This is a genomic window from Rhodococcus sp. NPDC003383 (assembly GCF_053589115.1).
The window spans coordinates 12,788-34,277 of sequence record NZ_JBSFRG010000033.1; the positions used below are offsets into that span (position 1 = coordinate 12,788).

The 21,490-nt window shown below is 70.7% G+C and carries 16 protein-coding genes; 12 read left to right on the top strand and 4 right to left on the bottom strand.

Features of this window, described 5'->3' with window-relative positions; translation table 11 throughout:
• Window positions 1-6 precede the first annotated feature (6 nt).
• The 12 genes from ACWDTS_RS23375 (at window position 7) to ACWDTS_RS23430 (ending at window position 14,868) form a co-directional block, all read left to right on the top strand.
• The gene (locus tag ACWDTS_RS23375; RefSeq protein ID WP_450119136.1) at window positions 7-1,110 is read left to right on the top strand and encodes a FecCD family ABC transporter permease; all 1,104 of its coding nucleotides are present in this window, start codon (window positions 7-9) and stop codon (window positions 1,108-1,110) included.
• Window positions 1,107-2,030 (top strand): ABC transporter ATP-binding protein, encoded by a 924-nt coding sequence (locus ACWDTS_RS23380; RefSeq protein ID WP_450119126.1) that lies wholly within the window; start codon window positions 1,107-1,109, stop codon window positions 2,028-2,030. Before ACWDTS_RS23375 ends, ACWDTS_RS23380 begins: the two co-directional genes overlap by 4 nt.
• Window positions 2,031-2,073: 43 nt before the next feature.
• Window positions 2,074-2,484 (top strand): BlaI/MecI/CopY family transcriptional regulator, encoded by a 411-nt coding sequence (locus ACWDTS_RS23385; protein ID WP_197252634.1) that lies wholly within the window; start codon window positions 2,074-2,076, stop codon window positions 2,482-2,484.
• 13 nt (window positions 2,485-2,497) lie between these two features.
• Window positions 2,498-3,451 (top strand): M56 family metallopeptidase, encoded by a 954-nt coding sequence (locus ACWDTS_RS23390; protein WP_197252635.1) that lies wholly within the window; start codon window positions 2,498-2,500, stop codon window positions 3,449-3,451.
• A gap of 86 nt (window positions 3,452-3,537) precedes the next feature.
• The gene (gndA, locus tag ACWDTS_RS23395) at window positions 3,538-4,998 is read left to right on the top strand and encodes an NADP-dependent phosphogluconate dehydrogenase (protein ID WP_450119127.1); all 1,461 of its coding nucleotides are present in this window, start codon (window positions 3,538-3,540) and stop codon (window positions 4,996-4,998) included.
• 7 nt (window positions 4,999-5,005) lie between these two features.
• A complete protein-coding gene (locus ACWDTS_RS23400) occupies window positions 5,006-5,905 on the top strand; it encodes a DMT family transporter (protein ID WP_450119128.1) in 900 nt (299 codons plus the stop codon).
• 214 nt (window positions 5,906-6,119) lie between these two features.
• Window positions 6,120-7,541 (top strand): hemolysin family protein, encoded by a 1,422-nt coding sequence (locus ACWDTS_RS23405; protein ID WP_450119129.1) that lies wholly within the window; start codon window positions 6,120-6,122, stop codon window positions 7,539-7,541.
• On the top strand, window positions 7,538-8,626 hold the full coding sequence (locus ACWDTS_RS23410; protein ID WP_450110757.1) for a hemolysin family protein: 1,089 nt from the start codon (window positions 7,538-7,540) through the stop codon (window positions 8,624-8,626). Before ACWDTS_RS23405 ends, ACWDTS_RS23410 begins: the two co-directional genes overlap by 4 nt.
• A 7-nt stretch (window positions 8,627-8,633) precedes the next feature.
• Window positions 8,634-9,590 carry a 3-methyladenine DNA glycosylase gene (locus tag ACWDTS_RS23415; protein WP_450119130.1) on the top strand — a complete coding sequence of 319 codons (957 nt, stop codon included), beginning with the start codon at window positions 8,634-8,636 and terminating at the stop codon, window positions 9,588-9,590.
• 74 nt (window positions 9,591-9,664) lie between these two features.
• Window positions 9,665-11,848 carry a malate synthase G gene (locus ACWDTS_RS23420; protein WP_450119131.1) on the top strand — a complete coding sequence of 728 codons (2,184 nt, stop codon included), beginning with the start codon at window positions 9,665-9,667 and terminating at the stop codon, window positions 11,846-11,848.
• Between the two features lie 106 nt (window positions 11,849-11,954).
• Window positions 11,955-13,715 carry a substrate-binding domain-containing protein gene (locus tag ACWDTS_RS23425; RefSeq protein WP_450119132.1) on the top strand — a complete coding sequence of 587 codons (1,761 nt, stop codon included), beginning with the start codon at window positions 11,955-11,957 and terminating at the stop codon, window positions 13,713-13,715.
• Window positions 13,716-13,719: 4 nt separating this feature from the next.
• Entirely contained in the window at window positions 13,720-14,868 is a 1,149-nt protein-coding gene (locus ACWDTS_RS23430) for a metallophosphoesterase (RefSeq protein ID WP_450110761.1), read from the top strand.
• A gap of 35 nt (window positions 14,869-14,903) precedes the next feature.
• On the opposite strand, the gene ACWDTS_RS23435 is transcribed toward ACWDTS_RS23430, so the two are convergent.
• The 4 genes from ACWDTS_RS23435 to gcvP all read right to left on the bottom strand — a co-directional run bounded on the left by ACWDTS_RS23435 (window position 14,904) and on the right by gcvP (window position 21,375).
• Window positions 14,904-17,303, bottom strand: coding sequence for an ATP-binding cassette domain-containing protein (locus ACWDTS_RS23435; RefSeq protein WP_450119133.1), 2,400 nt, complete (start codon window positions 17,301-17,303; stop codon window positions 14,904-14,906).
• Window positions 17,304-17,484: 181 nt separating this feature from the next.
• Window positions 17,485-17,895, bottom strand: coding sequence for a VOC family protein (locus ACWDTS_RS23440; RefSeq protein ID WP_197250438.1), 411 nt, complete (start codon window positions 17,893-17,895; stop codon window positions 17,485-17,487).
• Window positions 17,896-17,905: 10 nt separating this feature from the next.
• Window positions 17,906-18,343 carry a helix-turn-helix transcriptional regulator gene (locus ACWDTS_RS23445; RefSeq protein ID WP_197250437.1) on the bottom strand — a complete coding sequence of 146 codons (438 nt, stop codon included), beginning with the start codon at window positions 18,341-18,343 and terminating at the stop codon, window positions 17,906-17,908.
• Between the two features lie 179 nt (window positions 18,344-18,522).
• Window positions 18,523-21,375, bottom strand: a complete 2,853-nt coding sequence (gcvP, locus tag ACWDTS_RS23450; protein ID WP_450110763.1) for an aminomethyl-transferring glycine dehydrogenase — start codon at window positions 21,373-21,375, stop codon at window positions 18,523-18,525.
• Window positions 21,376-21,490 lie beyond the last annotated feature (115 nt).

Consider the following 21,490-nt stretch of genomic DNA (forward strand, 5'->3'; position numbering starts at 1 on the left):
ACCACCCTGGAGGCCCCGGAGCGGCGCCCCCGCCGCCTGGTGCAGGTCTCCGCCGCGATCCCGTCCCGCCCGGCCCTGCGGATCGGTCCCGTGTCGCTGGTGTGGCGCGGCCGGCACCTGCTGGTGTGTGCGGCGCTCGCCGTCGCCGCCTTCCTGCTGCTGTGCGTGAGCCTCGGCCGCGGCGACTACCCGCTGTCGGTGCCGCAGGTGCTCGACGTGCTCGCCGGCGGCGGCGCACGCCTGGACCGGTTCATCGTGCTGGATCTGCGGCTGCCCCGCGGCATCGGCGCCGTCGTCGTCGGCGCGGCCCTCGCGGTGGCCGGCGCGATCACCCAGTCGCTCTCGCGCAACCCGCTGGCCAGCCCCGACATCCTCGGCATCACCGCCGGTGCCGGCGCCGCGGCCGTCGCCCTGATCGTGGTGACCGGCGGCGGCTCGATCGTCGGGCTCCTCGCCGGTCTGGGCCTGCCGCTGGCCGCGCTGCTCGGCGGCCTGCTCACCGCGTTCGTGATCTACCTGCTGGCCTGGCGCAACGGCGTCGAGGGCTTCCGGCTGGTGCTCATCGGCATCGGCGCCAACGCCATGCTCATCGCGCTGACCAACTGGATGCTCGTCTCCGCCGACATCAACGACGTCGCCCGCGCCCAGGTCTGGCTCACCGGCTCCCTCAACGGCGCCGCCTGGAGCCAGGTGGTGCCGGCCGGCATCGCCCTGGCGGTGATCGGCACCTGGACGCTGATCGCCGGGTTCACCGTCGGTGCCCTGCGCCTCGGCGACGACACCGCCCGCTCCCTCGGCATCCGGCTGCAGACCCAGCAGGGCCTGCTGCTCGCCGCCGCGTGCGGCCTGGCCGGTATCGCCACCGCCGCGGCCGGACCCATCGGCTTCGTCGCCCTGGCCGCCCCCCAGCTCGCGGTGCGTCTCGTGCGCGCCGACGGCCCCCCGATCGTCGCGTCCGCCCTCACCGGGGCGGTGCTCGTCGTCGGCTCCGACATCATCGCCCGCACCGTCCTGCCGGTCGCCCTGCCCGTCGGGCTGGTCACCTCCGCGCTCGGCGGCCCGTTCCTGCTCTACCTCCTCGTGCGCTCCAACCGGAAGGTTTCCGCGTGACCGACATCACGACGTTCGCCCCGACCGACCCCGACGCGGCGGCCACCGCCGACCCGCGGCTCATCGCCGAGCACCTGTCCCTCGGCTACGGCGACCGGCTCATCGTCGACGATCTCGACCTGATCGTGCCCACCGGCGTCGTCACCACCGTCATCGGTCCCAACGGCTGCGGCAAGTCCACGCTGCTGCGGGCGCTGAGCCGGTTGCTGCGGCCCCGCGCCGGCAGCGTGCTGCTCGACGGCCAGGTCATCACCTCGATGCGCACCCGCGAGGTCGCCCGGGTGCTCGGCATGCTGCCGCAGGCCCCCGTCGCCCCCGAGGGCCTGACCGTCGCCGACCTGGTCTCCCGCGGCCGGCACCCGCACCAGTCCTGGCTGCGGCAGTGGTCCTCCGACGACGAGCAGGAGGTCGGGGTCGCGCTGGAACAGACCGGCATCGCCGACCTCGCCGACCGGCCCGTCGACGAACTGTCCGGCGGGCAGCGGCAACGCGCCTGGATCTCGATGGCGCTGGCGCAGGGCACCGACATCCTGCTGCTGGACGAACCCACCACCTACCTCGACCTCGCGCACTCGGTGGAGGTGCTCGACCTCGTCGACCGGCTGCACAGCGAACTGGGCCGCACCGTGGTGATGGTGCTGCACGATCTGAACCTCGCGGTGCGCTACAGCGATCACCTCGTCGTGATGAAGGCCGGGCGCATCGTCGCCGCCGGCGCCCCCGCCGAGGTGATCTCCGTCGAGTTGCTGCGCGAGGTGTTCGGCCTCGACGCCGCCGTCATCGACGACCCGGTGTCCGGGCGGCCGTTGATCGTGCCGATCGGCGCGCGGCACGTCTACGGCACCGTCGGCGGCGCGGACCGGCCCGGGGTGAAGGGCCGCGACACGCCGGGCGACCAGGACCAAAGACCCTACGACTAGGGGTAGTACGCACAGCGTCGGAGAGAGTCCGTAGAATCGTTGCATGGCAGCACTCGGCGAACTCGAGCGAGCAGTGATGGACCACCTCTGGGCTTCCACCGAACCCCAGACGGTGCGGCAGGTCCACGAGGCCCTGTCCAGTCGACGGTCCCTCGCGTACACCACGGTCATGACCGTCCTGCAACGACTCGCGAAGAAGAATCTGGTCATCCAGCAGCGCGACGACCGTGCCCACCGCTACCTGCCGGTGCACGGCCGGGAAGAACTCGTCGCCGGACTCATGGTCGACGCCCTCGACCAAGCCGACAGCCGCGGCCGCACCGCCGCACTCGTCCACTTCGTCGGCCGCGTCGGCGCCGACGAAGCCGCAGCTCTGCGCGAAGCGCTGGCCGCCCTCGAAGCCAAGGAAGCCGACACGTCCACGACCCCCGAGCACGACGGCCGCACGAGCTGACACACTGGATGCCATGAACGCGACCACCGCGCTGGTCTTCGGCATCCTCGCGCTGTTCCTCGCCGGCCCCGTCCCGGCGCTGCTGAGCAGAGCGACCTGGCCGTACCGCACGCCCCGCGCCGCCCTGGTGCTGTGGCAGGCGGTCGCGCTCGCCGCGGTCCTGTCCGCGTTCAGCTCCGGCCTCGCCATCGCGGCGCTGCTACTCGTCCCCGGCGAGGACGGGCGGCCCACCACCGAACCGCTCCGCGAGATCGACGTGCTCGGGCTGCCGCTGTGGCTCACCTACGTGCTCGTGTTCACCGCGACCGTGCTCATCGGCGCCCGGCTGATGTACTCCACGCTGCGGGTGGCGGTGCGCACCCGCCGCCGCCGCTCCCGGCACCGCACCCTCGTCGACCTGCTCGACCGCCGCGAAAGCGGCGCCGCGATCCGCCAGCTCCCGCACGTGCGCATCCTCGACAGCGCCGACCCCATCGCCTACTGCCTGCCCGGGTTGCGGCACCGGGTGGTGCTCAGCGAAGGCACCCTCGATCACCTCGACGACACCGAACTGCGCGCCGTGCTCAGCCACGAGCACTCCCACCTGCGGGCCCGGCACGACCTCGTCCTCGAGGCCTTCACCGCCGTCTACGAGGCGTTCCCCCGCTGGGTGCGTTCCGGCTCCGCGCTCGGCTCGGTGCAGCTGCTCATCGAGATGCTCGCCGACGACTCGGCCGTCCGCGCCACCGGGCCCGTCCCGCTGGCCCGCGCCCTCGTCACCTGCGCCGAATCCCGCACCCCGAACGGCGCGATGGCCGTCGGCGGTCCCTCCACGCTGCTGCGCGTCCAGCGGCTCGCCGGACCGGGCGGCGACACCCGCACCGCCGCCGTCGCCTACATCGCCGCCGCCGCGATCCTCGTGATCCCCACCCTCGCGGTCGCGGTGCCCTGGCTCGTCGAGGTCGAACGCCTGCTGCGTTCCTGGTAACCCTCCCGCCGACAGTGACATAGGTCACATTCGGAAACGTGCGACCCCGATCTCCACACCGGCAGGTGACAGGGGAAGCTGTATCCATGACCGTCGAAGACTCCGCAACCCCCGCAACGCCCCGCGCCCAGATCGGCGTCACCGGCCTGGCCGTCATGGGATCGAACATCGCCCGCAACTTCGCCCGCAACGGGTACACCGTCGCCCTGCACAACCGCAGCATCGCCAAGACCGACGCGCTGCTCGCCGAGCACGGCGACGACGGCGACTTCGTGCGCACCGAGACCGTCGAGGAGTTCGTCGCCGCGCTGGAGAAGCCCCGACGCGTCCTGATCATGGTCAAGGCCGGCGACGCCACCGACGCGGTCATCGGCGAGCTCGCGGACGCCATGGAACCCGGCGACATCATCATCGACGGCGGCAACGCCCTCTACACCGACACCATCCGCCGCGAAGCCGAACTGCGCGCCCGCGGCCTGCACTTCGTCGGCGCCGGCATCTCCGGCGGCGAGGAAGGCGCCCTCAACGGCCCGTCCATCATGCCCGGCGGCCCCGCCGAATCCTATGCCGCCGTCGGCCCGCTGCTCGAGAAGATCGCCGCCCAGGTCGACGGCACCCCCTGCTGCACCCACATCGGCCCCGACGGCGCCGGACACTTCGTCAAGATGGTGCACAACGGCATCGAATACGCCGACATGCAGCTCATCGGCGAGGCCTACCACCTGCTGCGCGACGCGCTCGGCTACGACGCCGGCCAGATCGCCGACGTCTTCGCCGACTGGAACACCGGCACCCTCGAGTCCTACCTCATCGAGATCACCGCCGACGTGCTCCGCCAGACCGACGCCGCCACCGGCAAACCCCTCGTCGACGTCATCGTCGACGCCGCCGAACAGAAGGGCACCGGACGCTGGACCGTCAAGGCCGCCCTCGACCTCGGCGTCCCGGTCACCGGCATCGCCGAGGCCGTCTTCGCCCGCGCCCTGTCCGGCTCCCGCGACCAGCGGGCCGCCGCCCGCGGCCTGGCCGCCGGCACCCTCGGCGCCGCCCCCACCGACGCCGCCCAGTTCACCGAGGACATCCGCGCCGCCCTGTACGCCTCGAAGATCGTCGCCTACGCCCAGGGCTTCGACCAGATCGCCGCCGGCAGCGCCGAATACGGCTGGAACGTCGACCGCGCCGCGCTGGCCACCATCTGGCGCGGCGGCTGCATCATCCGCGCCCAGTTCCTCAACCGCATCAAGGAGGCCTACGACGCCGACCCGGCCCTGCCCAGCCTGATCCTGGCCCCCTACTTCCGGGACGCCATCGAGGCCGGCATCGACAGCTGGCGCCGCGTCGTGGTCACCGCCACCCAGCTCGGCATCCCGATCCCGGCGTTCGCCTCGTCCCTGTCCTACTACGACGGGCTGCGCGCCGACCGCCTGCCCGCCGCCCTCACCCAAGGCCAGCGCGACTTCTTCGGTGCCCACACCTACGAGCGCACCGACCGGCCCGGCAAGTTCCACACCCTGTGGAGCGGCGACCGCAGCGAAGTCGACGCCTGACCCGCACATGACCGGCACCGCGGCGGCCTCGGCGGCGTGCGCCCTCGCCGCCGCGGTGCTGTTCGCCGCCGCCAGCGTCGCCCAGCAGCGCTCGGCCGCCGCCGTCCCCGGCGACCGGCCCCTGCTGGGCGGGCTGCTGCGCAGCCCCCGCTGGTGGGCCGGCATCCTCGGCGACGGCGGCGGCTACCTGCTGCAGGTCGCCGCGCTCGCGCTCGGCGCGATCCTGCTCGTCCAACCCCTGCTCGTGACCTCGCTGCTGTTCGCGCTGCCGATGTCCGCGCTCGCCGGCGGCCGCCGCATCGGCCGCAGCACCTGGCTGCTCGCCGCCGCCCTGTGCGTGTCCCTGGCCGTGTTCCTCGTCGTCGGCAACCCCACCGAAGGCGCGCTCGACGCGGCCGCCCGGCACTGGGCGCTGCCGCTCGGCACGGTCCTGGCGGTCGCGGCCTGCGCGGCCGGCGCCGCCGCGCTCCCGGTCGGGGCCCCCACCCGGGCCCTGCTGCTCGGGTCCGCCGGCGGCATCCTCTTCGGCGTCGCCGTCGTGTTCACCAAACACGTCACCGACCTGTTCGAACACGGCCTCGGCACGGTCGTCGGCTCCTGGCAGACCTGGGCGCTGGTCACCGCCGGTCTCACCGGCGGCTACCTGCAGCAACTCGCCTTCCAGGCCGGGGCGCTCGGCGCATCCCTGCCCGCCCTGACCATCGGCGAACCCCTCGCCGCGGTGTTCCTCGGCATGACCGTGCTCGGGGAACGGCTGCGGGTCGACGGCCCCGGCCTGGCGCTGGTCGTCGCGTCCGTCGTCGCCATGCTCGCCACCACCGTCGCCCTGTCCCGCGACCAGGCGCACCACACCCCCGACACCGCCGCGCACCCGCACGACGCGACCGATCCGGACATCGCCCAGTAGAATGGTGCCCCATCCGACCACGCTCGGCGCGCGGCGACCGCGCGGCCGAGCCCGACGAGAGGAACCAGGTGCCCACGGCACCCACTATCACCAGCACGGCACTATCCCCGGTCGTCACGGCCGACGCGGACTCCGATTCCGCCGGTTCGGAGGGCTCCTCTAGCGAGCCGGGTGACAGACCCGGCGGAACCGAAACCCGGCAGGAGCGGCCCTGATGTCCGTTCTGCTGTCCATACTTTCCCTGGTCGGCTTCGTTGCGCTGACCGCCGGCACGGCCCTGTTCGTGGCCGCCGAATTCTCCCTGACCGCGCTCGAACGCAGCACCGTCGACGCCCACGCCCGGGACGGTGACCGCCGCGCCCGCCAGGTGCAGCACGCCCACCGCACCCTCTCGTTCCAGCTGTCCGGCGCCCAGCTGGGCATCACCATCACCACCCTGATCACCGGCTACCTCGCCGAACCGGTGCTGGCGCGGTTCCTGAACCCGCTGCTGCAGGCCGTGGGCCTGAGCGAATCCACCGCCTCCGGCATCTCCCTCGCCCTCGCCCTGATCCTCGCCACCTCCTTCTCGATGATCTTCGGGGAGCTGGTGCCGAAGAACCTGGCCATCGCCCACCCGCTCGGCACCGCCCGCGCCACCGCGGGACTGCAGGTCGCGTTCTCCCTCGTGTTCAAGTGGGCCATCCACTTCCTGAACGGCTCCGCGAACTGGGTGGTGCGGCGGCTCGGCATCGAACCCGCCGAGGAACTGCGCTCGGCGCGGTCCCCGCAGGAACTCGGCTCCCTGGTCCGCGCCTCCGCGGAAAGCGGTGCCCTGGACGAACGCACCGCGTTGCTCGTCGACCGCTCCCTGCGGTTCGGCGACCGCACCGCCGAGGACCTGATGACCCCGCGGGTGACCATCGAATGCCTCGACCAGCACGACACCGTGCTGGACCTGATCGACCTGTCCGACCGCACCGGCTACTCGCGGTTCCCCGTCGTCGACGGCGACCTCGACGCCACCCTCGGGGTCGTGCACGTCAAACACGCCTTCACCGTTCCGGGTCCGCGCCGCGCCCACACCCCGCTGCGCACCCTCGCCCGGCAGGTGCCGATCGTGCCGTCGACCCTCGACGGCGACGAGGTGATGGAACGCGTCCGCGCCGACGGCATGCAGGTCGCGCTCGTCGTCGACGAATACGGCGGCACCGCCGGCATCATCACCATGGAGGACCTCATCGAGGAGATCGTCGGCGACGTCCGCGACGAACACGACGAACCCGAACCCGACGCCCGGCAACTCGACGACGGCTGGTCCTGCTCCGGGCTGCTGCGCATCGACGAGATCGCCGGCCTCACCGGCTACCACGCCCCCGACGGCGACTACGAAACCATCGGCGGCCTGATCCTCGACGAACTCGGCCGCATCCCCGACACCGGCGACGAGATGCTGCTCCCGGCGCGTCCCGGCGACCACACCGAACGCTGGCTCGCCAGGATCCTGGCGATGGACGGACACCGCATCGACCGGATCCTGCTCACCCCGGTCCCCGCGGACACCGACCCCGACGCGGCCCCCGAGACGCACGACACCGACGGTGGCGCCGCGGACCACACCGACCCGGTCGCGCACACGAACGGAGAGCAGCGATGAACGACCTGCTCGGTGTCCTGCTCACCGTGGTGCTCCTCGCCGGCAACGCCTTCTTCGTCGGCGCCGAATTCGCGCTCATCACCGCCCGCCGCGACCGGCTCGAATCGCTCGTCGCCCAGGGCAAGAAACGCGCCGCGACCGTCATCGACGCCGGGGAACACCTGTCGCTGATGCTCGCCGGATCCCAGCTGGGCATCACCATCTGCTCGATCCTGCTCGGCCGCGTCGGCGAACCGGCGATCGCGCACCTGATCGAGGCGCCGCTGCACGCGGCCGGCCTGCCGGACTCGCTGCTGCATCCCCTCGCGTTCACCGTCGCGCTCGCGCTCGTGGTGATCCTGCACATCCTGCTCGGCGAGATGGTGCCCAAGAACATCGCGATCGCCGGACCGGAACGCACCGCGATGCTCCTCGTCCCGGTGCACCTGCTGTTCATGCGCCTGGCCAAGCCGCTCATCGCGTTCTACAACCTGTGCGCCAACCTGTCCCTGCGGCTGATGCGGGTCGAACCGAAGGACGAACTCGAGGTCACCGTCACCGCCATCGAACTGTCGGAGATGATCGGCGAATCCCGCTCCGAAGGGCTGCTCGACGAGGAGGAACACCGCCGCCTCACCCAGGCCCTGGAAACCAGCGGCCGCACCGTCACCGAGGTGATGATCCCCATCGACCGGGTACGGACCGTGCCGATCACCGCCGGCGGCACCACCCTCGGGGTGCTCGAACAGGCCGTCATCGACACCGGCTTCTCCCGCTACCCGACCCTCGACCCGACCGGGAAGGTCACAGGCTACCTGCACATCAAGGACGTGCTGGAGCTGGTGCGCGACGAGAACGCCGGACCCGACACGGTGATCCCGCCCGCGGAGGTGCGGGAACTGCCGCAGGTCGCGCTCACCAGCGCACTCGACGACGCCCTCGCGCTGCTGCGCCGCACCAGCTCCCACCTGGGCGGGGTGGTCGACGCCACCGGCACCGTCGTCGGCATCGTCGCCCTCGAGGACCTCGTCGAGGAATTCGTCGGAACCGTGCGCGACGCCACCCACCGCATCGCCGACCCCGCCCCGGGGAACCGCACCCCGTGAGCCGCCGATGACCCTCCACACCCGCACCGGCACCCGCACCGGAACCCCCGGCACGGCCGCGGCGGTGCGGTCCGAACCCGACTGGACCGCCCGCCGCGACCGGCACCGCGCCGCCGCCGACGAGCTGCTCGCCGGGCACCTGCGCCGGCGCGCGGCCCGGCAGGCCCATCCGGTGCACGACTTCCTGTTCACCTACTACAACCACCGGCCCAACCAGCTGCGGCGTTGGCATCCCGGTTTCGGGGTGGTGCTGCTCGGCGACGCCACCCGCGAGTACCGCGACCATCCCGCCTACGAACGCGTCGTCGTCGACGGGCAGCCCGGGGTCACGGTGTCCCGGCGCGCGGCGCTCGACCGGCTCGGCACGGTCGAGTTCGTACGGGATCTGCTCGCGGCCACCGCGTCCCGGCCGCCGCAGCTCGGCTGCTTCGGGCTGCACGAGTGGGCGATGGTGTACCGCACGGACGACGCCGGGGTGCGGCACAACGCGGTGCCGCTGCGGCTCGGGCACGACGGCACCGACGCGGTGGTGGAATCATTGCAGTTGCGCTGCACCCATTACGACGCGTTCCGGTTCTTCACCCCCGAGGCGGCCCCGCGCAACGCCGAGACCCTGACCCGGCAGACCCAGATCGACCGGGAACAACCCGGCTGCCTGCACGCCGGCATGGACCTGTACAAGTGGTGCTACAAACTGTCCCCGCTGGTCGAGTCGGACCTGCTCCTGGACTGCTTCCGGCACGCCCGGGCGGCACGCGAACTGGACATGAGGGCCAGCCCGTATGATCTGAGCGAATACGGCTACTCGCCCATCACGATCGAGACTGCCGCCGGACGCGCACAGTACGTCCGCGAGCAGTCGGCGCTCACCACCCGCGCCGCAGCCCTGCGCCAGGAGCTGTTGAATCGATGCACCGCGCTGGCGGCGTGTCTCACCGACACGCAGATAACTACCGGCGGGTAACATGTTGGTGTTTTTCGTGCGGCACCGGTCGGCCCGACCGCACCGGGTGCACAGTTACCGGAAAGAGTGAGGCAATGACAGAACGCATTCAGGTCGGCGGACTCCAGGTCGCCAAGGTGCTCTACGACTTCGTCAACAACGAGGCCATCCCCGGGTCCGGTGTCGACGCGGACGCGTTCTGGGCCGGCGCCGACAAGGTCATCCACGACCTCGCGCCCCGCAACCGGGAACTGCTCGCCATCCGCGACGACCTCCAGAGCAAGATCGACACCTGGCACCGCGACCGCGCCGGACAGCCCCACGACCCGGCCGCCTACAAGGCGTTCCTGCAGGAGATCGGCTACCTCGTGCCGGTGCCCGCCCCGTTCGAGGTGACCACCGCCAACATCGACTCCGAGATCGCCACCACCGCCGGCCCGCAGCTGGTCGTGCCGGTCCTCAACGCCCGCTTCGCGCTCAACGCCGCCAACGCCCGCTGGGGCTCGCTGTACGACGCGCTGTACGGCACCGACGCCATCTCCGAGGAAGGCGGCGCCGAAAAGGGCACCGGCTACAACAAGGTCCGCGGCGACAAGGTCATCGCCTGGGCCCGCGACTTCCTCGACAAGGCCGCACCCCTGGCGACCGGCTCCCACACCGGCACCACCGCCTACCGCATCGAGGACGGCGCGCTGAAGGTCACCCTCGCCGACGGCACCGTCACCACCCTCGCCCAGCCCGAGAAGCTCGTCGGCTACCTCGGCGACCCCGCCGCCCCCACCTCGGTCCTGCTGCGCAACAACGGCCTGCACATCGACATCCAGATCGACCCGGCCTCCCCGATCGGCAGCACCGACACCGCCGGCATCAAGGATCTCGTCCTCGAATCGGCCGTCACCACCATCATGGACTTCGAGGACTCCGTCGCCGCCGTCGACGCCGACGACAAGGTCGTCGGCTACCGCAACTGGCTCGGCCTCAACCGCGGCGACCTGTCCGAATCGTTCACCAAGGGCGACAAGACCCTCACCCGCACCCTCAACGCCAACCGTGTCTACACCGCACTCGACGGCAGCGACCTCGAACTGCACGGCCGCTCCCTGCTGTTCGTCCGCAACGTCGGTCACCTCATGACCAACCCCGCCGTCCTCGACAGCGAGGGCAACGAGGTCCCCGAAGGCATCCTCGACGCCCTGATCACCACCCTGTGCGCCATCCACGGCCTGCACACCGACGAGGCCCACGGCCCGCTCGGCAACAGCCGCACCGGCTCGATCTACATCGTCAAGCCCAAGCAGCACGGCCCCGACGAATCCGCCTTCACCACCGAGCTGTTCGGCCGCGTCGAGGACGTCCTCGGCCTGCCCCGCAACACCCTCAAGGTCGGCATCATGGACGAGGAACGACGCACCACCGTCAACCTCGCCGCCTGCATCGAGGCCGCCTCCGAGCGCGTCGCGTTCATCAACACCGGCTTCCTCGACCGCACCGGCGACGAGATCCACACCTCCATGGAAGCCGGCGCCGTGGTCCGCAAGGCCGCCATGAAGCAGCAGAAGTGGATCCTCGCCTACGAGGACTGGAACGTCGACACCGGCCTCGCCTGCGGACTGCAGGGCAAGGCGCAGATCGGCAAGGGCATGTGGGCCATGACCGACCTCATGCACGACATGCTCGTGCAGAAGATCGGCCAGCCCAAGGCCGGCGCCAACACCGCCTGGGTGCCCTCGCCCACCGGCGCCACCCTGCACGCCACCCACTACCACGAGGTCGACGTCTTCGCCGTCCAGGACGAGCTCGCGGGCAAGACCCGCGCCACCGTCGACGACATCCTCACCATCCCGCTCGCCGAGAACACCGACTGGTCCGACGCCGAGAAGCGCGAGGAACTCGACAACAACTGCCAGTCCATCCTCGGCTACGTGGTGCGCTGGATCGACCAGGGCGTCGGCTGCTCCAAGGTCCCCGATATCCACGACGTCGCGCTCATGGAGGACCGCGCCACCCTGCGCATCTCCAGCCAGCTGCTCGCCAACTGGATCCGCCACGACGTCGTCAGCGCCGAGGACGTCGTCGCCGCCCTCGAGCGGATGGCTCCCGTCGTCGACCGGCAGAACGCCGGCGACGCCGCCTACCGCCCGATGGCCCCGAACTTCGACGACAGCATCGCCTTCCAGGCCGCCAAGGAACTGATCCTCGAAGGCACCAAGCAGCCCAGCGGCTACACCGAGCCGATCCTGCACCGCCGCCGCCGCGAGTACAAGGCCAAGTACGCCTGATCCGCAGCACACGACGCGGGGCCCCGTCCGACCCGGACCGGGGCCCCGCCCCGTTTTCCGTACACTGCGGGAGCCCGGAAAGAGAAGAAACGAGGCGGACGAACACGTGAGTCGACATCGCAGTTCCGGCGGCGTCCGAGGCATCAGCAAAGGCCCGATCATCGCCGTCGTCACCATCGTGCTGCTCGTCCTCGCCACCATCGGCTGGTTCCGGCTCCGCGACCACATCGACGACCAGGGCATCCAGGCCGCCCAGACCTGCGTCGAAGGCGACGCCGTCCTCCAGGTCAGCGCCGACCCCGCGATCACCCCCGCCCTCACCACCCTGGCCGAACAGTGGACCGCCGACACCCGCCGCGTCATCCGCGACCACTGCATCACCGCCCGGGTCACCGCCACCCCCGGCACCCCCGCCGCCGCGGCCCTCGCCACCGGCGGCTGGGACCCCGCCCTCGGACCCGAACCCGCCCTGTGGGTCCCCGCCGACACCCGCGCCACCACCCGCGCCGCGGACGCCGTCGCCGGACAACCCAAATCCCTCGCCGCCTCCCCCCTCGTCCTCGCCGTCCCGCCGGAACTCGCGCAAGCCCTCACCACCGCCGGGATCGACTGGGATCGACTGCCCGACCTGCAGGCCCGGCCCGACGCACTCGACACCCTTGGACTGCCCAGGTGGGGTGCCCTGCGCCTCGCCCTCCCCACCGGCGCCGACACCGACGCGACCACCGCCGCCCTCGAGGCCGTCGCCGCCGCCGTGACCGGCACCGGCACCGGTGCCCTCACCCTCGACCGGGCCGAGTCCCGGCCCGCCGTCGCCGCCGTCACCGCACTCGCGCTCGGCGCCAACCCGCTCGGCGCCGCCGCCGGCCCCACCACCGCCGACGCGCTCACCGCCGTCGCCACCGCACCCACCGCCACCGGCGCCGTGCACGCCGTCCCCGTCGTCGAACAACACCTGTACACGGCGCTGAAGAACCACACCCTCGCCGGCATCACCACCTACCGGCCCGCCGGCCCCGCCCCGACCGCCGACTACCCCGCCGCCATCGTCGACGCCCCCTGGGTCGACGAAACCCTCTCCCGCGCCGCCGCCGAATTCGTCGACTACGTCCGGCAACCCGAGCAGGCCCGCGTCCTCGCCGACGCCGGATTCCGCGTCGACGGACAACCCACCCCCACCGGCGCCCCGCTGCCGTTCGAACCGCTCGGCCCCGCACTCGCCACCCCCGACGCCGCCACCGTCGACGCCCTCCTGCACACCCGGCTCAACCCGGTCCCCACCCGCACGACCGTCCTCCTGATCGACACCGGCGCATCCGACCCGCTCGGCACCGTCACCACCACCCTCGCCGCCGTCCTGGACCGCTCACCCGACAACTCCGAGATCGGACTGCGGTTCTCCCCGAACAGCGACGACACCACCGATCCGGCCGCCGTCGACCTCGGTGCCCTCATCGCCGACCGGCGCGCGGCGCTCACCGCCGCGCTGTCCGATCCCGACACCGGATCGCCGCTCACCTACGACGCGATCACCGAGGCCTACCGCGACGCCGCCAACGGGTACCGCCCCGGCCGCCCCAACTCGCTGCTCATCGTCACCACCGGAATCGACGACACGGCAACCGACGACACCGCCCGCGAAGAACTCCTCGACCTCGTCGCCGAAACCCAGGCCCGCGACCGGGACATCCGCATCGACATCGTCCTCCTCGATACCACCACGACCGACACCACCACGACCGCGAGCACCGCCACCACCGGCACCGACCTCGAAACCCTCGCCGACGACACCGGCGGCACCTTCGTCACCGTCGACCCGGACAACGGCACCACCCTGTCCGACACCCTCCGAAAGCTGATGTCCTGACACCGTGATCCGGCTACTCGTCGTAGGAACCTTCCTCGCCCTCCTCACCTTCTGGCTGCACCGCCGCTACGTCCGCGCCCCCGAACTGCGCGGGCCGGCCGCCATCGCCGCCACCACCGTCCTCGTCGCCGGAGCCGCCCTCACCCTCACCGCCTCCCTCGTCGGCACCACCCTCGACCCCGCCTGGGCACGCCCCCTCGGCTACCTCGGCTGGACCTGGCTCGCCGTCCTGCTGTACCTGACGCTCTGGGCCGTCGTGATCGGCCTGACCCGCCTCGCGAACCGGCTGTCCTGGTCCCTGCGACGCACCGAACGACCCACCGCCCCCTCCCGACGCCGCACCCTGCGCATCGCCACCGCCGTCGCCGCCCTCACCTCGGTCACCGCCGTCGCATACGGAACCGTCGAAGCCTCCCACCCCCGCATCGCGCACGTGCGGGTACCGCTCCAGCGCCTGCCCGCCGAATTCGACGGGCTGCGCGTCGCCCTCGTCACCGACCTGCACGTCGGCCCGGCGCGCGGCGCGGACTTCACCCGCAAGGTCGTCGACCTCGTCGCCGGCGAGAACCCCGACCTGATCGTGCTCGGCGGCGACCTCAGCGACGGCACCATCGCGCGCGTCGCCGCCGACCTCGAACCCCTCCGGGACCTGGACGCACCACTCGGGGTGTTCGGGGTCAGCGGCAACCACGAGTACTACTCCGACGACGCCCTGGCCTGGCTCGACCACTGGGAAACCCTGGGCGTGCAGACACTGCGCAACGAACACGTCACCCTCACCCGCGGCGCCGACAGCATCGACATCGCCGGGGTGTACGACTGGACGGCCCCTGCCCCGCACGAAGCCGACCTCGCGGCGGCCCTCGACGGCCGCGACCCGAACCGGTTCGTGCTGCTCGCCGCGCACCAGCCCCGCCAGGTACTCGACGCCGCCGAACTCGGCGTCGACCTGCAACTGTCCGGCCACACCCACGGCGGCCAGATGTGGCCGCTCGGCCTGTTCGTGCCCCTGGCCAACCCGAGCGTCACCGGACTCGACCGGTTCGACGACACCACCCTCTACACCTCGCGCGGCGCCGGCGCGTGGGGGCCACCCGTCCGCGTCGCCGCACCCCCCGAGATCACGATCCTCGAACTCGTCACCGAACCCTGATCGAATCCGGACCCCTGCGTGCCCGGACCCTGCGGTCAGGCCCCGACGTACTGCGCGAGGTGCTCCCCCGTCAGCGTCGAGCGCGCGGCGACCAGATCCGCCGGGGTGCCCTCGTAGACGACCCGGCCACCGTCGTGGCCGGCACCGGGTCCGAGATCGATGATCCAGTCGGCGTGCGCCATCACGGCCTGATGGTGCTCGATGACGATCACCGACTTCCCCGCATCCACGAGCCGGTCCAGCAGCGCCAGCAGGTTCTCGACGTCGGCGAGATGCAGGCCCGTCGTCGGTTCGTCGAGGATGTACACTTCGCCGCTCTCGCCCATCTGGACGGCCAGCTTGAGACGTTGCCGCTCGCCGCCGGACAGCGTCGTGAGCGGCTGCCCGATCTTGATGTAGCCGAGCCCCACGTCGGCGAGGCGCGCGAGGATCCGGTGCGCCGCCGGGATCTTCGCCTCGCCCGACCCGAAGAACTCCTCGGCCTCGGCCACCGACATGTTGAGGACCTCGTCGATGTCCCTACCGCCGAACCGGTATTCGAGCACCTCGGCCTGGAATCGCTTGCCCTCGCACACCTCGCACGGCGTCGCCACCCCGGCCATCATCGCCAGGTCCGAGTACACGACGCCCGCACCGTTGCAGTTCGGGCACGCACCCTCCGAATTCGCGCTGAACAGAGCGGGTTTGACCCCGTTCGCCTTCGCGAACGCCTTGCGGATCGGTTCCAGCAGACCCGTGTACGTCGCCGGATTGCTGCGCCGTGAGCCCTTGATCGCCCCCTGATCGATCGCGACGACACCGTCCCTGCCCGCGACCGACCCGTGGATCAGCGAACTCTTCCCCGACCCCGCCACACCCGTCACGACGACGAGCACCCCGAGCGGAATGTCGACGTCGACGTCCTGCAGATTGTGGGTGTCCGCCCCACGGATCTCGAGTGCCCCCGACGGCGTCCGCACCGAAGTCTTCAGTGCCGCACGGTCGTCCAGATGCTTACCGGTCAGCGTCCCGCTCGACCGCAGCCCCTCGACCGTGCCCTCGAACACGATCTCGCCACCGTCGGCCCCGGCGCGCGGGCCGAGGTCGACCACATGATCGGCGATGGCGATCGCCTCGGGCTTGTGCTCGACGACGAGCACCGTGTTTCCCTTGTCGCGCAACTGCAACAGCAGTTCGTTCATCCGCGCGATGTCGTGCGGGTGCAGGCCGATCGTCGGCTCGTCGAATACATAGGTCACGTCGGTGAGCGACGACCCGAGATGCCGGATCAGCTTGGTGCGCTGTGCCTCGCCACCGGACAGGGTGCCGGCAGGCCGGTCGAGGCTCAGATAGCCGAGTCCGATGTCGACGAACGAATCGAGGGTCCGGCTCAGCGATTTCAGCAGCGGGGCGACCGACGGCTCGTCCAGCCCCCGCACCCATTCGGCGAGGTCGCTGATCTGCATCGCGCAGGCGTCGGCGATGCTGATGCCGCCGATCTTCGACGACCGGGCCTCCGCCGAGAGACGGGTGCCCTCACAGTCGGGACACGTCTGGAAGGTGACGGCCCGGTCCACGAATGCCCGGATGTGCGGCTGCATCGCCTCCCGGTCCTTGGACAGAAACGACTTCTGGATCTTCGGGATCAGGCCCTCGAACGTGATGTTGATGCCGTCGACCTTGACCTTCGTCGGCTCCTTGTACAGCAGATCGTTCAGCTGCTTCTTCGTGAACTTCGAGATCGGCTTGTCGGGGTCGAAGAATCCGCATCCGCGGTAGATCCGGCCGTACCAGCCGTCCATGCTGTACCCGGGGATCGTCAGCGCACCCTCGTTGAGGGACTTGCTGTCGTCGAACAGCGCGGTGAGATCGAAATCGGAGACCTTGCCCATGCCCTCGCAGCGCGGGCACATGCCGCCGGTGATGCTGAAGCTGCGGCGTTCCTTCACGGTCCGGCCGCCCTTCTCGACCATCACCGCCCCGGCGCCGCTGAGCGACGCCACGTTGAACGAGAACGCCTGCGGCGAACCGATGTGCGGCTTGCCCAGCCGGCTGAACAGGATGCGCAACAGCGTGTTGGCGTCGGTTGCGGTGCCGACCGTCGACCGCGGATTCGCGCCCATCCGCTCCTGATCGACGATGATCGCCGTGGTCAGGCCCTCGAGCACATCCACGTCCGGACGAGCGAGCGTCGGCATGAATCCCTGCACGAACGCGCTGTACGTTTCGTTGATCATGCGCTGTGACTCGGCTGCGATCGTCGCGAACACCAGCGAGCTCTTCCCGGATCCCGACACCCCGGTGAAGACCGTCAGCCGTCGCTTGGGAATCTCGACATCGACGTTCTGGAGGTTGTTCTCGCGAGCACCGTGCACCCGGATCAGGTCGTGACTGTCGGCCGGGTGTCGCCCCCCGGTGGGCACCGTCCTCGTCGCCGTCTCGGTCCTCGTGCCCATCGCATCTCCCCGTTCCGTTCTGTTCGCTCTCACCCCGGTTACCCGCCGGAGCAGTATCGCCGATCGGTGTGACAACCCCGGACGGATTCACCTGTCCCGGCGCCCGATCCGCGCATTCCCCTGCTGCTGCTTCCCCCGAGAGAACACACCCACGCCGGCGGCTCTGCCGTCCGGGGCCTCGTCATCGCACCTCGTTGATGCGGATCATGTTTCCCGCGGGGTCGCGCACCGCGCAGTCCCGGATCCCGTAGGGCTGCTCGATGGGCTCCTGGACGATCTCCGCACCACCGGCTTCGAGCGCCGCGAAGGTCGCGTCCAGGTCGGGTGTCGCCAGCGTGAGCATCGCAAACGTGCCCTTGGCCATCATTTCGCTGATCACGCGCCGCTCCTCGTCGGTGATTCCGGGATCCGCGGCGGGCGGATTCAGGACGAGCGACGTCTCGGGCTGGGCGGGATGCCCGAGAGTGATCCAGTACATGTCGTTGTAGCCGACCTCCTTGCGCACCTCGAAACCGAGCAGGTCCCGATAGAACGCGAGGGCGGCGTCACGGTCGTCGTGCGGAAGAAACGCGTTGTGGATGGTGAGGTTCATGGCAACCACGCTAGATTCGGGACGCGGCCGACGCTTCTCGAATCCTGATCGGTCTCGTCACCTGTTTCGTGACGCACGAAGGCATCTCGGCGTCCGAGCGCGCCTGCGCGCGGTACACGCTCGGAGACACCCCCACCAGCTCGGTGAATCGCGTGCTGAATGTCCCGAGGGACGAACACCCGACCTCGAAACACACCTCGGTGACGCTCAGATCGCCACGTCGCAACAGCGCCATCGCCCGCTCGATCCGACGCGTCATCAGGTAGGTGTACGGCGGTTCGCCGTAGGCCAGACGGAACTGCCGGCTCAGATGGCCCGCCGACATGTGCACGTCCCGCGCGAGCTGTTCCACGTCCAGCGGCCGGGCGTACTCGCGGTCGATGCGGTCCCGGACCCGGCGCAGCCGTGCCAGATCCCGCAACCGTTCGGAGTCTGCTCGCGTCGCCACGCCCCCATGCTCGCACGTCCGGTCGTGGATGGGTGATTGATGCGGGACGTGAGGTAATAGGTGTCGTGCGGTGTGCTGGGTGAGGTAGTGTTCGGTTTTTTAATTTGTTCCGTCCTGTGCAGAATATTGTTCGATCGAAGTTCGGGGTGCCGGTCTCACCGGCACCCCGAATCGGACGATCAGTCGGCGTACGCCTCGAGCGGTGGGCAGGAACAGACGAGGTTACGGTCCCCGTGTGCCCCGTCGATGCGCCGGACGGACGGCCACACCTTCGCACGCGACTTCCCCAGCGGGAACACCGCGATCTCCCGCGTGTACGGGTGGTTCCACTCCCCGACCAGGCATTCCGCCGTGTGCGGAGCACCCCGCAGCGGGTTGTCGTCGACCGGCCACTCCCCTGCCCCGACGCGGTCGATCTCCTTGCGGATGGAGATCATCGCGTCGACGAAGGCGTCGAGTTCGGCCAGATCCTCGCTCTCGGTCGGCTCCACCATCAACGTTCCCGCGACCGGGAAACTCATGGTGGGCGCGTGGAACCCGTAGTCCGCCAACCGCTTCGCGACATCGTCGACGGTGACGCCGGTGTCCTTGGTGATCTGGCGCAGATCGAGGATGCACTCGTGTGCGACCATGCCGTTCTCTCCGGTGTACAGCACCGGGAAGTACTCGTCGAGACGGCGGGCGATGTAGTTGGCGGACGCAATGGCTGTCAGCGACGCACGGCGCAGGCCCTGCGCACCCATCAGCTTGATGTACGCCCACGTGATCGGCAGGATCGACGCCGAACCGTAGGGCGCGGCCGACACGGGTCCGGCGCCCCCGAGCTCGGGTGCCTCCGGATGACCCGGCAGGTAGGGCGCGAGGTGCTCGCGGACACCGATCGGTCCCACGCCCGGCCCGCCGCCGCCGTGCGGAATGCAGAACGTCTTGTGCAGGTTCAGATGGCTCACGTCGCCACCGAACTTGCCCGGCCGCGCAAGACCGACGAGCGCGTTGAGGTTCGCCCCGTCGATGTACACCTGACCGCCCGCGTCGTGGACGGCCCCGCAGATCTCGGCGATCTCGTGCTCGTACACACCGTGGGTCGACGGGTAGGTGATCATGATCGCGGCCAGGCGCTCGGCATGATCGGCGATCTTCGCGCGCAGATCGTCGAGATCGACGTCGCCGTTCGGACGGCACGCAACGACCTCGACCCGCATCCCGGCCATCACCGCGGAGGCCGCGTTGGTGCCGTGGGCGCTCGACGGGATGAGGCACGTGTCGCGATGGTCGTCGCCCCGGTCGAGGTGGTAGTGCCGGATCGCGAGCAGACCGGCGTATTCGCCCTGGCTGCCGGCGTTGGGCTGGAGGCTGACGCGGTCGTAACCGGTGATCGCGGCGAGCCAGCCCTCGAGGTCCGCGATCAGCCGGCGGATCCCGGCGGTCTGCTCCGCGGGTGCGAACGGGTGCAGGTCGGCGAACTCCGGCCAGGTGATCGCTTCCATCTCGGCGGCGGCGTTGAGCTTCATCGTGCACGAGCCGAGCGGGATCATCGTCCGGTCGAGCGCCAGGTCCTTGTCGGACAGTCGCCGCAGGTACCGCATCATCGCGGTTTCGGTGCGGTACTTCGTGAACGACTCGTGCTGCAGGAATGCGCTGGTGCGGGCCAGTGCGGCCGGGATCGCCGATCCCTCGCTCTGCGCGGTGTCCGGGGCGCCGAAGGCGTCGAGCACCGTGCCGATGTGCGCGCTGGTGGTCGCTTCGTCGCAGGAGATGCCGACGTGGTCGTCGTCGACGAGACGCAGGTTGATGCCCGCCTCGCGAGCGTTCGTGACGATCTGTGCGGCGCGACCGGGAACCCGCGCCAGAACGGTGTCGAAGAACCCGGCGTGCACGATCTCGATGCCGGCGGCGCGCAGCGCGGCGGCGAGGGTTTCGGCGTGCGCCGCGACCCGGCGGGCGATCGCGGTCAGGCCGTCTGCGCCGTGGTACGAGGCGTACATCGCGGCCAGGACCGCCAGCAGAACCTGCGCGGTGCAGATGTTGCTCGTCGCCTTCTCGCGGCGGATGTGCTGTTCACGGGTCTGCAGGGCCAGCCGGTAGGCGGGATCTCCGTCCGCATCGACGGACAGGCCGACCAGGCGGCCCGGAAGGTTGCGGGTGTGCGCCGTGTTCACGGCGAGGTAGCCGGCGTGCGGGCCACCGAAGCCCATGGGCACACCGAAGCGCTGGGTGGTGCCGAAGCAGGCGTCCGCGCCCTGCTCGCCAGGCGGGGTGATCAACGTCAGGGCCAGCAGGTCGGCGCCCACCGCCACGAGTGCACCGCGGTCGTGTGCGGCGGCGATGATCGGGGCGGCGTCGAACACCCGTCCGGATGCGCCGGGGATCTGGAGGATGACCCCGAAGAAGTCGCCCTCCGGCAGTCCGTCGTCGACGAGATTCGCGGTGACGATCTCGATGCCCAGCGGCTCGGCGCGGGTGGCGAGGACGGCCGCGGTCTGGGTGAAGAGATCGGAGTCGACGAGCACGCGGGGGCTCTTCGACTTGCGGTTGGCGCGGCGGAGCAGGGTCATCGCCTCAGCGGCGGCGGTGCCTTCGTCGAGCATCGACGAGTTCGCGACCTCCATGCCGGTGAGGTCGGAGACCATCGTCTGGAAGTTGAGCAGGGCTTCGAGCCGGCCCTGGCTGATCTCCGGCTGGTACGGGGTGTACGCCGTGTACCACGCCGGGTTCTCGATGATGTTGCGCAGCAGCACCGGCGGCGTGAGGGTGCCGTAGTAGCCCTGACCGATCATCGAGGTCGACACGGTGTTCTGCGCTGCGAGCTCGGTCAGCGCGGCCAGCACCTCGTGCTCGGACAGCGGCGCGTCCAGCACGTCCAGCCCGTCGGCGATCCCTCCGGTGGCCGGGTCCAGGATCGCGGCCGGCAGTGCCTTCGCCGCGAGGTCTGCGAGTGCGTCGACGCCGACGACGTCGAGGATGCGGCGCAGTGCCGCCTGATCGGGGCCGACGTGACGGTCGGCGAACGTGGAGGTGACGGCATCTGTCATGTGCGATTCCCGGGTGATCGGAGGTCCACGTCCGCGCACGGTCGCACGGCGTGCTTCCCTCCCCCTCTGTCGCGAGCTCGGCGGGCGAGCGCCTGAGAGATTCGGTGACCGGACG

Coding starts and splice junctions, on each gene's coding strand:
- gcvP (WP_450110763.1), bottom strand. CDS start 21,375: ATGACAGATGCCGTCACCTCCACGTTCGCCGACCGTCACGTCGGCCCC.
- ACWDTS_RS23440 (WP_197250438.1), bottom strand. CDS start 17,895: ATGAACCTCACCATCCACAACGCGTTTCTTCCGCACGACGACCGTGAC.
- ACWDTS_RS23435 (WP_450119133.1), bottom strand. CDS start 17,303: ATGGGCACGAGGACCGAGACGGCGACGAGGACGGTGCCCACCGGGGGG.
- ACWDTS_RS23405 (WP_450119129.1), top strand. CDS start 6,120: ATGTCCGTTCTGCTGTCCATACTTTCCCTGGTCGGCTTCGTTGCGCTG.
- ACWDTS_RS23420 (WP_450119131.1), top strand. CDS start 9,665: ATGACAGAACGCATTCAGGTCGGCGGACTCCAGGTCGCCAAGGTGCTC.
- ACWDTS_RS23400 (WP_450119128.1), top strand. CDS start 5,006: ATGACCGGCACCGCGGCGGCCTCGGCGGCGTGCGCCCTCGCCGCCGCG.
- ACWDTS_RS23410 (WP_450110757.1), top strand. CDS start 7,538: ATGAACGACCTGCTCGGTGTCCTGCTCACCGTGGTGCTCCTCGCCGGC.
- ACWDTS_RS23415 (WP_450119130.1), top strand. CDS start 8,634: ATGACCCTCCACACCCGCACCGGCACCCGCACCGGAACCCCCGGCACG.
- gndA (WP_450119127.1), top strand. CDS start 3,538: ATGACCGTCGAAGACTCCGCAACCCCCGCAACGCCCCGCGCCCAGATC.
- ACWDTS_RS23385 (WP_197252634.1), top strand. CDS start 2,074: ATGGCAGCACTCGGCGAACTCGAGCGAGCAGTGATGGACCACCTCTGG.
- ACWDTS_RS23390 (WP_197252635.1), top strand. CDS start 2,498: ATGAACGCGACCACCGCGCTGGTCTTCGGCATCCTCGCGCTGTTCCTC.